This window comes from Campylobacter sp. RM16189 (genome assembly GCF_012978815.1).
In the GTDB taxonomy this organism is placed as follows: Bacteria; Campylobacterota; Campylobacteria; order Campylobacterales; family Campylobacteraceae; genus Campylobacter_A.
Genome location: NZ_LIWR01000004.1, coordinates 47,419 through 59,733, shown reverse-complemented (window position 1 = coordinate 59,733; position 12,315 = coordinate 47,419). Strand labels below are relative to the sequence as shown.

At 38.3% G+C, this 12,315-nt stretch carries 11 protein-coding genes; 5 read left to right on the top strand and 6 right to left on the bottom strand.

Annotated features, from left to right (window positions below):
• Nucleotides 1-11: 11 nt before the first annotated feature.
• The 3 genes from CDOM16189_RS03625 (at nucleotide 12) to CDOM16189_RS03615 (ending at nucleotide 3,027) form a co-directional block, all read left to right on the top strand.
• Nucleotides 12-635: a phosphatidylserine decarboxylase gene (locus CDOM16189_RS03625; RefSeq protein ID WP_169973010.1), complete on the top strand. Its 624-nt coding sequence runs from the start codon at nucleotides 12-14 to the stop codon at nucleotides 633-635.
• Nucleotides 632-1,369 carry a CDP-diacylglycerol--serine O-phosphatidyltransferase gene (gene pssA / locus CDOM16189_RS03620; RefSeq protein WP_169973012.1) on the top strand — a complete coding sequence of 246 codons (738 nt, stop codon included), beginning with the start codon at nucleotides 632-634 and terminating at the stop codon, nucleotides 1,367-1,369. The genes CDOM16189_RS03625 and pssA overlap by 4 nt, the downstream gene beginning before the upstream one ends.
• 134 nt (nucleotides 1,370-1,503) lie before the next feature.
• Nucleotides 1,504-3,027 (top strand): 2-isopropylmalate synthase, encoded by a 1,524-nt coding sequence (locus tag CDOM16189_RS03615; RefSeq protein ID WP_169973014.1) that lies wholly within the window; start codon nucleotides 1,504-1,506, stop codon nucleotides 3,025-3,027.
• Nucleotides 3,028-3,079: 52 nt separating this feature from the next.
• Here the strand turns inward: CDOM16189_RS03615 and CDOM16189_RS03610 are convergent, their stop codons facing one another.
• Nucleotides 3,080-3,433 carry a DUF805 domain-containing protein gene (locus CDOM16189_RS03610; protein WP_169973016.1) on the bottom strand — a complete coding sequence of 118 codons (354 nt, stop codon included), beginning with the start codon at nucleotides 3,431-3,433 and terminating at the stop codon, nucleotides 3,080-3,082.
• Nucleotides 3,434-3,632: 199 nt separating this feature from the next.
• Here CDOM16189_RS03610 and CDOM16189_RS03605 point away from each other — a divergent pair, with 199 nt between their 5' ends.
• Nucleotides 3,633-4,745: an SEL1-like repeat protein gene (locus CDOM16189_RS03605; RefSeq protein WP_169973018.1), complete on the top strand. Its 1,113-nt coding sequence runs from the start codon at nucleotides 3,633-3,635 to the stop codon at nucleotides 4,743-4,745.
• Nucleotides 4,746-4,844: 99 nt separating this feature from the next.
• On the opposite strand, the gene CDOM16189_RS03600 is transcribed toward CDOM16189_RS03605, so the two are convergent.
• The 5 genes from CDOM16189_RS03600 to der are packed head-to-tail and all read right to left on the bottom strand — an operon-like array spanning nucleotide 4,845 to nucleotide 11,315.
• Entirely contained in the window at nucleotides 4,845-7,190 is a 2,346-nt protein-coding gene (locus CDOM16189_RS03600; protein WP_169973020.1) for a tetratricopeptide repeat protein, read from the bottom strand.
• Nucleotides 7,190-8,434, bottom strand: coding sequence for a serine--tRNA ligase (gene serS, locus CDOM16189_RS03595; protein WP_169973022.1), 1,245 nt, complete (start codon nucleotides 8,432-8,434; stop codon nucleotides 7,190-7,192). Before serS ends, CDOM16189_RS03600 begins: the two co-directional genes overlap by 1 nt.
• Before the next feature lie 8 nt (nucleotides 8,435-8,442).
• On the bottom strand, nucleotides 8,443-9,408 hold the full coding sequence (gene trpS, locus CDOM16189_RS03590) for a tryptophan--tRNA ligase (protein ID WP_169973024.1): 966 nt from the start codon (nucleotides 9,406-9,408) through the stop codon (nucleotides 8,443-8,445).
• 4 nt (nucleotides 9,409-9,412) lie between these two features.
• The gene (locus tag CDOM16189_RS03585) at nucleotides 9,413-9,937 is read right to left on the bottom strand and encodes a shikimate kinase (protein ID WP_169973026.1); all 525 of its coding nucleotides are present in this window, start codon (nucleotides 9,935-9,937) and stop codon (nucleotides 9,413-9,415) included.
• Nucleotides 9,927-11,315 (bottom strand): ribosome biogenesis GTPase Der, encoded by a 1,389-nt coding sequence (gene der / locus CDOM16189_RS03580; RefSeq protein WP_169973028.1) that lies wholly within the window; start codon nucleotides 11,313-11,315, stop codon nucleotides 9,927-9,929. The genes CDOM16189_RS03585 and der overlap by 11 nt, the downstream gene beginning before the upstream one ends.
• Before the next feature lie 107 nt (nucleotides 11,316-11,422).
• On the opposite strand from der, the gene CDOM16189_RS03575 reads away from it, so the two are divergent.
• Complete coding sequence (locus CDOM16189_RS03575; protein WP_169973266.1) at nucleotides 11,423-12,313, top strand: DMT family transporter; 891 nt, start codon at nucleotides 11,423-11,425, stop codon at nucleotides 12,311-12,313.
• Nucleotides 12,314-12,315: the final 2 nt, after the last annotated feature.

Here is a 12,315-nt window from a genome sequence, read left to right as displayed (position 1 = left end):
CGGAGTAGAGTGTGGAGATTGTCGCTAAGCAGGGCTATAAATATATACTAATTTTTAGTTTTTTGTTTTTATCGTCGGTGTTTTTTGACACTCTCTGGGCTCTGTTTTTAACACTTTTTGTTATCACCTTTTTTATTTTTAGAAACCCTAAAAGAGAGAAAGGAAGTAACGACGAATACGCTATTTTAAGCCCTATTGACGGCAAAGTAAAAAGCATTAGGAGAATTTCTTATTTAGGAGATGATTCTATTGAGATTGTTATCTGCAAATCAATTTTAGGATCAGGTTCTCTTAAAGCTCCTTGCGATCTTAAGCTTGTTGAATTAAGGCGAAGACATGGGCTATTTTTATGCAGTACTATGAAGTCTTCAAATTCTTTAAATGAAAGAGCTTTATATCTTTGTAAGCATGGAAATTTAAAGATAGCCATACGCACTATAGCGGGGGCTTTAAGCAGAAGCTTATCAGTTGAGAAATTTGAGGATTTAGAAGCTGGGGATAAATTCGGGTTTATAGGAGATGGACTAGTTGTGTTGATACTGCCTGCCAATGCTCGCATAAGTGCTGCTATAGGAGATAGTGTAAAGGCGACTTGTAGCGTAATTGGATTTTTTAATCATGAGGATAGAAGATGAGAGAGAATGACAAACTTCAGCTTATGTATATATTTCCAAATTTATTTACCGCAGCTAGTGCATTTTTGGGTGTCATTAGTATTATTGCTTCTGTAAATGGACAATATTTTAAAGCGATAACATATATAGTATTTTCTCTTATTCTTGACGGACTTGATGGTAGGGTAGCCAGACTTACTAAGACTACTTCGAAATTTGGAGTAGAGTTTGATAGTCTCGCAGATATTGTAGCATTTGGTGTTGCTCCTGCTATGCTATTTTATTTTTCGGTAGGGCAAAATTTTGGACGATTAGGCTCTCTTGTTGCAGCGCTTTTTGTAGTGTTTGGTGCTATTAGACTTGCTAGATTTAATGTGATGACGGGCACATATGAGCCTTCGGTATTTATTGGTCTTCCTATACCAACAGCCGCTATTGTAAGCGCTTTTTGGGTTGGGCTTAGTTTAGAATATAGTTTTGCTAGAAGCGCCGAGTGGTTTTTGCTAATACTTCAGTCCGTTCTTTCTGTATTGATGGTTAGTAATATACGTTATCCAAGCTTTAAAAAAATAGATTTAAAACAGGCTAATTTTTTAAAAATTTTAATAATTTTAACTATTATATGCTCTTTGCTCTATATATATCCCATAGAAGTTCCTGCGGCTTTAATGACTATTTACGTTTTTTATGGTATAGTTAGATTTATCTATATGTTTATCAAAAAGAATCCTAAATTTAAAAAGGAGAGCGAATGAGTATCGATTCTGGCATATATTTCATCCAAATTTTCTTTCAAATTAAACACGCTCTGCTGCTGCGCTAAGCAGCTACTACTCACTCTTAAACTCATTAAATTTACAAATTTCAAAAAACTTAACAAGGATCTAAAATGAATAATAATAAAATAATTATATTTGATACCACATTAAGAGATGGCGAGCAAAGCCCTGGTGCCTCAATGAATACTGAAGAGAAGTTAAGAATAGCTCTTCAACTTGAGCGCCTTGGAGTGGATGTGATGGAGGCTGGGTTTGCTGCAGCAAGCCCGGGAGACTTTGATGCGATAAATCAGATAGCAAAGCAGTCTTCAAATATTACCGTTTGTTCTCTTGCAAGAGCCGTAGAAAGAGATATCAAAGCTGCCGGAGAGGCTATATTTCCTGCTAAAAAAAATAGAATCCATACATTTATCGCTACAAGTCCGATTCATATGGAGTATAAGCTTAAGATGAAACCTGACGAAGTGATACACCGTGCTGTTGAAGCTGTAAAATATGCTAAAACATTTTGTGATGACGTTGAGTTTAGTTGCGAGGATGCGGGTAGGACTGAGCTAGGATTTATGAAAGAGATTTGTGAGGCTGTTATACAGGCAGGAGCAAAGACTATAAATCTACCTGATACCGTTGGGTATCGATTGCCAAACGAGCTTACGGCAATGATAAGCGAGATGGTAAAATTTATAAATGGGCGAGCAATAGTCTCAGTCCATAATCATAACGATTTAGGGCTTGCTACGGCTAATTCTTTAGCTGCGGTAATGGCTGGAGCCAGGCAAGTGGAGTGTACCTTAAATGGACTTGGAGAAAGAGCCGGTAATGCAAGCCTAGAAGAGATCGTAATGGCGATAAAAACGCGTCAGGATATCTTTGCTCCATTATATACAGATATAATTTGTAAAGAAATTTATCCAAGCTCTCGTCTTGTAGCAACAATAACAGGTATCGAGCCTCAGCCAAATAAGGCTATAGTGGGTAAAAACGCCTTTGCTCACGAAAGTGGAATTCACCAAGACGGCGTATTAAAACATAAAGAAACTTATGAGATAATCTCAGCTGAAAGCATAGGGCTTGAGAAAAATTCATTGGTTCTTGGTAAACATTCTGGACGTCACGCTTTTAAAGATAAACTAATAAGTCTTGGTTTTGAGCTTGATAGCGAAGCGCTAAACGAAGCGTTTGATAAATTTAAAGAGCTTGCCGATAAGAAAAAAGAGGTATTTGATGATGATATCCGCGCTCTTGTTACTAGTGAATTTATTAAAATTCCGCAAGCTTACGAAATAGTAACTCTAAGTCAAAATAACTGCAATAAAGGGCTTGCAAGTGCTGCTGTAACGATAAAGCATAAGGATGAGTTTATTAGCGATGCGGCTCTTGGAAATGGAACAGTAGATGCGATATTTAAGGTTATTGATCGCATAAGTAAGATAAATGGAGTATTAAAAGACTATAAAGTAAGTGCGGTTAGTCAGGGTAAAGATGCTTTGGCTAGCGTTATAGTTAAGGTAGAATTTGATAAAAATAACGCTGTTATAGGACATGGGCTTGATATAGATACTATGATGGCTAGTGCGAAGGCCTATGTAGGTGCGTTAAATAGCTTTATTAGGATCAAAAATTTAAGTAAATAGATATAATCTAAAAATTAGCTCGCAACCACTCAGGTTGGGAGCTAATTTAATTTTATTCTAAAACAGGGTCGTCTCCAAATTGATTAGGGCCTATTGTTCCACGCTTTACAAACCATATTATAAGTATGATTATCCCTATAATCGGTATTAAAAACAGAAGATAAAACCAGCCACTTTTATTGATATCGTGTAGTCTTCTTATGGAGACAGAAATAGTTGGCAAAAAAAGCACTAATACAGATATGGTATAAAATATTGAAGAATTTATCGTCGTGTCTATCGCGCTTGCCAATATGTATACGAGAACATTAAAAAGTGCGAACCACCAATACTCAGACCTAGATGCTCTGCCATGAAATGTTGCATAGTTGCTAAAGCAATTTTTTATAGATTGAGAAAAAGTCATTAATTATCCTTGATTAAAAAATATTATTTATATTTTATAAAAACAACTAAAAAATTAAAATAATAAAATTAAAGTAATAAAAATTTATATAAAATATTTAATTTGCAAGTGTCCTTATTAAGAATAAGCACATTATATTGATATTTAGTAATAAAATTTATTATAATGCCAATAGAAAATTTAATACAAGGAGATTACTGTGAGAAAGTTAGGTTTTATTGTTTTTGCAGCACTTCTTGGGCTATCGGCTCATGCAAGAACCAATGAATCAATCGCAATGGAGTTAAGAGTAGACGGTAAAATCATAGAGTCTATGCCTTTTGAACACGAAGCTTGCGTAAAGGATAAGGTTTGGTCATCTTGCAAGCAGATTGGTTCGTACTATGATTTCGGAAGACCGGGCGTTGCAAGCGATCCGCAAAAGGCTATTATGTATTACAAAATGTGCTGCGACCTAAATGATCAAGACAAAATGTGCTGTGAAAAGGGCTATGCAAAAGAGCTTAAAGAAAAACGTGAAGCGGCTTGCAAGGCGAATGACGCTGCAAGTTGCGGTAAGCTCGCAGTCTCTGCGTATGACAAAAAGGACTTTGAAGCTTCGTTTAAGTATGCAAAAAAGGGTTGTGACCTAGGCAAGGACGAGGATGCTTGCACATATCTTGCCTATATGTACTACTACGGTCAGGGCGTAGAGAAGAATTATGAAAAGGCGTTTGAGGTCTATAACGGCTTGTGCGAAAGGGGCGTGTATAATATGTGCCCTACGGTGGGCTTTTTTTACGCTGATGGTATAGGTGTGAAACAAGATATCAAAAAAAGCAAAGAGATTTTAGAGAAAATTTGCCCCGATAAATATCCTGAAGGTTGCACCCAACTAGGCGTACTTTATGAAACTGACAAATACGGTATGAAGGATGAGAAAAAGGCAAGTGAGCTATTTTCTATCGCTTGCAAACACAACAGAAAAAGCAAAGCTTGCGAAAAGCTAGGCAAAATCACAAGCGAGGAGATAGCTTGCGAAAACAAAGATCCCCACTCTTGTTATATGGCGGCGAACGCTCATAAAAACGATCCTGAAAAAATGCTTTATTATTATGATAAAGCTTGCGAATACGGATATAGCAACGGTTGCTTTGGAGCTGCCGCTCTTAGCCAACAAGATGCTAAAAAAGCAATGGAGTACGCATATAAAGCTTGCAAATTAAATAGCGTTGATGCTTGCGAGTGGCTAGCACAAATTTCCACACAGGCTTGCCAAGCCGGCAATGAGGAGGGTTGCAAGTGGTTGGAAAGAATGAAAACAGGTAAATAAATTTAGCTCTATTACAAGCCGTTTGCTAAATTTGGCATTCGGCTTTGATGATGTGAACCATTAATGTATTCAAATAATTCTTAAAATAATATATTAAAGTTAATGCTTTAACATAAAATCAAAAAATTTGCTTTTAAATTTAGTATCTTTGATTAGATTGTATTGTATTACAGCAGCATCTATATTGCCAATCTCTTGATATAAGAGTGCAAGCGCCAGTCTGCTTTCAAAGGCGTTTGGATCGGTTAGCTTTGATAGCTCCAAAAGAGCGATTGCATTTTGAGGGTGATTGGAGCCTATTGCGGCCACAGATGTTAGAAACAGTGTTCCTGCGTCGGTAATCTTAAACTCATCTATGATTTTATTGTATATTTGATAGCTCTCTTCGAAATCGTTAGTAAAAATATCTATATACGCGAGAGTTTGTAATAAATTTATATCATTTTGATTACCGTTTGCAATTAATTTTTTAAGTTTTTCTCTCTCGTAGTTAAGTAGTCCTGAAATTTGAAGAAGCTTAATATATTGTTCTTTGATAATGTTTGCGCCGTGATAAAAAGCTGCTTCATTTAGCTCTTTATTGTGAAAATAGATTTGGATTTGGCGCACATACTCTTTGATATTACTATCTTTAAATTTGGATATAAAGCTTAAAATATTTGATATTACGTCATCTGGAAGCTTCGATTTTAAAATTTCGCTCTTTGCGATAAAGTCCTCATCTCTATTTACAATTTTAGCTATTATCGCGTCAAATGCTAAATTTATAGCGCTCTCTTCCTTTTCTTCTTCAAGCCATCTTATTAGCGCATTTTGATTACCGGAGATGAGTTCCATTAGAGCCTTATACAAATTAACCTCTTTTATATTATGATCTTGCGCTAAATTTTCAGTTATCTCTTTAATAAATTTTGTGTTATTAATGCTATTTATATCGTTTGATATTGCGCCAAAAACTCCGGCAAGATGATTTGTAGGATCAAGGTGATAACTTGTAATAAAGTGCTTAGCCGCAAGAGAGAAGTTGCCAAGTTGAGCGTAACTTAAAGCAAGGTTGTAGTGAAGCACTGAGTGTTCCGGATAGATTGAAATAAGCTTTGCAAAATGCGCATTTGCCTCTTTTAGTTTGTAGTTTAAAGCGCTTGCTATGGCTTTTGATATTTCTAAATTTACCTTTGATATCATTCCGCTTGTATTTAGGTAGTTGCTTGCTGCGCTTGCATCATCTAAAAACAGACTAACTCCACCTTTTCTTATGTAGTTTATCGTTTGGCCAGGATCAAAAACTTTGTAAGGTGCGAAATAAAACAAGACCTCATATCTTCTGGTTTTGTCAAAAAATATATCGTTTTTAAAATGCATTTGAGCTAAATTTACATCAAATAGTTCCGGTTTTAGTATCGTTTTAATCGGAAAATTATTATTTAAGAATAACGGATCTTTTAAAAAGACCATTTTTAGCCCATCGGCTGCAGCTGGATAGTTATTTGTTTTAATATCGATTAAAGCCAGTATCGAGTCGATTTTATCAGTGTTGCTTTCACTTTTAAGAGCGATATTTAGCTTGTTTCTAGCCTTCTCATACTCCCCTTCTTTAGCGTAAAGCATACCAAGGGTCAAACTTGCATCAAATTCCCTTTGTTTTTCTAGTAGTTCTATAGCCTCTTTGTTTTGATTTAAATAGCTTAAAATTTTTGCACTAAGGTACTCATATTTGTCTTTATAGTGTCCGTTGACAGGATGGGAAAGTGCTCGCAAAGCCTCTATATAATGACTCTTGTAGTAGTTTATAAGTGCATAGTAGTAGTTATAAAGTGGAGAATCTGACTCATCTTGAAGAAATGAATTTGCTAAATCTATATAGTATTGAAAATTTTGCTTGTTATTAAGCTCTAGTGAGCATACAGCCGCATTTATAGCACTTACTGCTATATTTTCTTTGTTGTTGATCGCTTTTTTAAATGACTCTAGCGCATCATCAAATTTTTGTTGTCTCATTTGAGATACGCCTAAGTTGTAGTTTGATAAAGACTCGTTAAAAATTGCTATGTTTTCATAAATTTTAAGCGCTTCAAATTTATTGCCCTTTTCGTATAAGATATTAGCCTTTTGTATCATGTCATCGATCTTTGAAGCGCCAAATTTCTGCACTTCAAAGCGGTCTTCGATTTCTCTTGCGAGTTTAGACGGATCAATATCTGAACTCTTATCTTCTTTGAAAACAAAAAATAAAATTATAGCTATTAGTATAGCCGATACTAAGGCTACAATTGCGACGATTATTAAAAGCTTTTTTTTGCTTTTTTTGACTACGATCTTCTCAGGCTGATCTGATTTGGCTTGCTCCTCTTGCAAACTATCAAGGGAGATAAGCCCTTCATCTTGAGGTTTTTCGTTTTTTGATTCGTCGGCTTCCTCTAGTATGACTACATTTTCTTCAGCCACTACATATACCTTTTAAGAACTTCCGGAATTTCGATCGTGCCGTCGCTTTTTTGGTAGTTTTCCATGATGGCTATGAGTGTTCTGCCTACGGCTAGGCTTGAGCCGTTAAGCGTGTGAACGAGTGTGTTTTTTTTGCCGTCTTTAAAGCGAATTTTAGCTCTTCTTGCTTGGAAATCGCGAGTGTTTGAAACCGAGCTTATCTCTCGGTATCTATTTTGCCCCGGCAACCAAACTTCAAGGTCGATGGTTTTTGCCGCGCTAAAGCCAAGATCTCCGCTGCAAAGAAGCAGATGTCGGTGTGGCAAGCCAAGCGAAGTAAGCAGGTCGCTAGCACACGCCACCATATCCTCAAATACTTTTTCGCTTTGTTCAGGGGTTGTTATGCTTACAAGTTCTACCTTTTCAAACTGGTGCTGGCGTATCATGCCGCGCGTATCTTTGCCAGCAGAGCCCGCTTCTTGGCGAAAGCAAGCCGAGTAGCAAGTCATCTTTATAGGTAGGTTGCCGGCATCGATGATTTCGTCGTTATATAAATTTGTAACGGGAACTTCGCTAGTTGGGATTAGATACAAGTCTTCGTCGCGAATTTTATAAAGATCTTCTTCAAATTTTGGCAGCTGTCCTGTGCCGTAAAGCGTGCGAGAATTTACTAAAAACGGCACGTTTACCAGCTCAAATCCGCGAGACATATTAAAATCAATCATATAATTAACAAGCGCTCTGCTAAGCTTTGCACCGTCTCCTTTTAGCACCGTAAAGCGGCTTCCCGCAAGCTTTGCCCCGCGCTCAAAATCAAGCCAACCAAGCTTCTCGCCAAGCTCGTAGTGCTCCTTTGGCTCAAAGTCAAATTTGCGTGGCTCAAGCACTTTTTTAAGCTCGACATTATCATCCTCATCTTTTCCAAAAGGCACGTCATCATCGGTGATATTTGGCACACCCGAAGCTATGCCGTCAAGCTTTTCGTCAAGCTCGCGAACCACTTTTTCAGCATCATTCATCGCGACTTTATTTGAATTTAGCTCCTCTTTAAGCGCGCTTACGTCTTCGCCGTTTCTTGCTTTGATGCCAAGCTCCTTGCTTTTAGCGTTTTGGATAGCTTGAAGGCTTTCTAAATTTTGGCGTTTTGCTTTAAGTTCGTTAAAGGTCGCTAAAAGTTCGCTTAGAACCTCTTCTTTTATCTTTTTTCCTCGTAGTTTCGATACGAATTCATCGTAGTTTGTTTCAAGCAGTTTTAAATTTATCATTCTAATACCTATCTATAAATTCCCGTCGCTTCACGCACTCTTTCAATAAGCGGAAGCGCTACTTCGCGAGCCTTTTTTGCACCCGCTAACAATATCTCATTCACCTCGTTTTCGTGACTTAAGTAGTATTCGTATTTTTGCCTTGCTGAAGCAAAATACTCCCACACTAGTTCATTTAGATACATTTTAAAGTGTCCATGTCCTTCACCGCCGCGCTCGTAAAGCTCTTGCAGCGCTTTTTGTCCGCTTTGGTTTAAAAACAGCTTTGCTATGTTATATACATTGCAGGTTTGCCACTGCTTAGGGGCTTCAAGCGGTTCAGATGAGGTTGTTATAGAGCCGATTTGCTTTTTAAGCGCTTTGGCATCGCTAAAGATATCTATCGTGTTTCCATAACTCTTACTCATCTTAGCTCCGTCCGTTCCTGGCACGGTTGCGACGTTTTCATCGACTTTGCTCTCGGGTAGAGTAAAAATTTCTCCATGTTCGTTGTTAAATTTAATAGCTATGTCGCGGGCTATCTCAACGTGCTGAATTTGATCCTTGCCAACTGGAACGACATTTGCGCTAAAAAGCAAAATATCGGCAGCCATAAGCACGGGATAGCTAAAAAGCCCGTGATTCGCGCTTATGCCTTTTGCTGTTTTGTCTTTGTAGCTGTGAGCGCGTTCAAGCAGTCCCATCGGAGTGTATTGGCTTAGCACCCAGTATAGCTCAAGCACCTCTTTTACGTCGCTTTGCACCCAAAATACGCTTTTGTTGGGATCAATACCAAGCGCAAGAAACGCACATGCCGCTTCAAAGGTATTTTGCTTAAGTCTGCTCGCCTCGCTAACCGAAGTCATGGCGTGGTAGTTTGCGATAAACATAAACATATCGCTACTATCTTGCGCATCAACCATTTGCTTTATCGAGGCGAAATAGTTGCCAAGATGCAGCTTGCCCGAGGGCTGAAGTCCCGTTAATACTCTCAAATTTCTATCCTTTTTGCCTGTCTTTAAATTTTTTAATAATCTCTTTTGCTATTTTTTCAGGGGTTTTACCTTCAACATCGATGGCGATATCGGCTTTTTTCTCGTAAATTTTCTTTCTTGTTTTAAATAGCTCTTTTGCTTTGTCTCTATCTTTTAAAAGCGGACGTTTGGCAAATTTCTTCTCGGCGTTTTGGCTATTTTCTATGCGTTTTATTATGCCCTCAAAGCTTGATTTAAGATATATAACAGTGCCGATTTTGTTTAAATTTTTAACGTTTACAAAGCCTCCGCCACCTGCTATCACGCAGTTTTGTACGTTAGCGGCTAAATTTTTAGCGACTAATCGCTCTTGCTTTCTAAAATACTCTTCGCCCTTTGTCTCAAAAATTTCGCGAATTTTTAAATTTTCGCTACTTTCGATAAGATCGTCCGTATCAAGCATGAGTCGCTTTAGTCTTTTGCAAAGCTCCCTTGCGACCGTTCCTTTTCCAACGCCCATGAAGCCGATTAAGACTAAGTTACTGCTCATCTTTTTCCTCGCTGCTTCTATTTTTTGGTATGAGTACGACAGGAACGCCGTTTAGATCAAATCTTTCGCGCAGTTTGTTTGTAAGATAGCGTTTATAGCTAAAGTGAAGCGCGCGCGGACGATTCATGATAAGAGCTATCTTAGGCGGCGCAAAGCCAAACTGCACGGCATAATAAATCCTAACACTCTTGCCTTTTTCACGCGGTATCGGGTGGATTTTGGTAGCTTCTTCGATGAGTTCGTTTAGCTTTGAAGTCTGAATTTTTTGAGTGAAATTTTTATAAACTTCAAAGATGAGCGAGTAAATTTTATGCACTCTCTTGCCGCCAAGCGCACTAACGCTGATTATCGGCGCGTATGTTAGAAATTTAAACTTATCTTTGATGATCTTTTTCATCTCGTCAAACTCTACTTCGCTTTTGTCCCATTTGTTTAGCACGATTATCACGCCGAGGTTAAATTTGCTCGCAAGCCCTGCGATACGCTCATCAAGCTCGGTTAGAGGCTCGCTAGAGTCAAGCACGAGCAGAGCGATATCGGTGTTTTCAAGCACGCTTTCTGTTCTATTTAGCGCGTATCTTTCGATGCCTTCTATCTTGCCGCGCCTTCTGATGCCTGCGGTATCGACAAATTCTATTACCCTATCTTCATAAACAAATGTTTCATTTACAGGATCTATAGTAGTGCCCGCCACATCGCTAACTACGGCTCTTGCATCCTTAACCAAAGCGTTTAAAAGCGAGCTTTTGCCCACATTTACGCGGCCTATAATTCCTACTTTTATATTTTTTGATTCGAAATTTTGCTCTTGGATAGTATCGCTAAATTCGCCCTCTTCATCGAAATTTTCTAAAAATTCGTCAAAATCATCATCCAAGTCGGGTCTGATCTCGTCTTTAAGGTGTTTATAAATCCAGTCGCTAAGCTCATCTACTCCCGCATTGTGAGTGACGGATATGCTAAAAATATCCCTTGCGCCGAAGCTATCAAATTCCCAAGCTCGCTGCTCGTCTTTTTTGCTATCTACTTTATTTACGACAAGTGCGGTCGGCAAATTTAGCTTTAAAAGTGCATAAAACATAGCCTTATCTTCATCGTCTGGGAAATTTTTGCCGTCCACCATGTAGATAATCGCGTCTGAATTCTGCGCCTCTTTGAGGGTTTTTTCCTTAACGTTTCTAAAAAGCTCGCTACTGTCATCAAGTCCGCCGCTATCTACCAAAATACATTGCCTATCATCTATGGTGATCTGGGCTTTGTTCGTGTCGCGAGTGGTTCCGCTTACGTCTGAAGTGATAGCTATGCGCCTTTTTGCCAAGCGATTAAAAAGCGAACTTTTGCCTACGTTTGGCTTTCCGACAAGTATGATTTTTTGCACTTTATATTCCTTTAAATTTCGCTATTATACAAATTTTTGCCTGCGATGTTTATAAATTTAAGCCGTTTTGCACTACAATACGCTCAAATTTTAAAAAGGTTATGGGGTTGTTGCATAAATTTTTAATGAGGCATTTGGGCACTTATTATATGATTATCGCTTGTATGCTTTTTGCGATAACAGGAGCTCTTGCAAAAGTAATAAGTGCCGATATGCCGTCTATCGAAGTTGTCTTTTTTAGAAATTTGATCGGTCTTGTGATGATCGTTTATTCGCTTTATAAAAAGCCTGCGCATCAAAAGGGCGGACATCCGTATCTGCTCATATTTAGAGGAGTTATCGGCACGCTCGCGCTCTTTGCGTTTTTTTATAACATCGCTCATATAAATTTAGGCGCGGCATTTACATTTTCTAAAACCAGCCCGATATTTACGGCACTGCTTGCTGCGATGTTTATGGGCGAGAGGCTAAGCTCGCGCGGTTGGATGGCGATATTTATCGGATTTGGCGGGATTTTGCTTATTATACAGCCTGAGCTTGGTATCTCAAAGACCGATTGGCTTGGAATTTGGAGCGGAGTAGGGGCTGCGATGGCGTATACGAGCGTTAGAGAGCTTAAAAAGAGCTATGATACTCGCGTTATAGTCTTTTCTTTTATGGGGTTTGGCACGGCTCTTCCGATCGTTTTTATGGGTTTGGCGGAATTTATCCAGATAGATGGCTTTGAATTTTTGTTTTCCAAATTTGTTCTGCCTGATACCAAGAACATCTTTTTGATCCTTTTAATGGGTGTTGCGGGACTTTACTTTCAGATGTATCTTACTAAAGCTTATGCGGCAAGTAAAAAGGCTGGCACGGTTGCGGCTGTAAGCTACGCCGACGTAATCTTTACCATTATCATCGGATATTTTATGGGGGATGGGCTGCCAAACACTGTTGCATTTTTGGGTATAATTCTAGTAATTCTTAGTGGAATTATAGTGGTAAAAGAAAAGTAAAA

Bases quoted from the DNA above. Each gene is read 5' to 3' on its own strand.
- CDOM16189_RS03615 (WP_169973014.1), top strand. From the start codon at position 1,504: ATGAATAATAATAAAATAATTATATTTGATACCACATTAAGAGATGGC.
- pssA (WP_169973012.1), top strand. From the start codon at position 632: ATGAGAGAGAATGACAAACTTCAGCTTATGTATATATTTCCAAATTTA.
- serS (WP_169973022.1), bottom strand. From the start codon at position 8,434: ATGATAAATTTAAAACTGCTTGAAACAAACTACGATGAATTCGTATCG.
- CDOM16189_RS03610 (WP_169973016.1), bottom strand. From the start codon at position 3,433: ATGACTTTTTCTCAATCTATAAAAAATTGCTTTAGCAACTATGCAACA.
- CDOM16189_RS03585 (WP_169973026.1), bottom strand. From the start codon at position 9,937: ATGAGCAGTAACTTAGTCTTAATCGGCTTCATGGGCGTTGGAAAAGGA.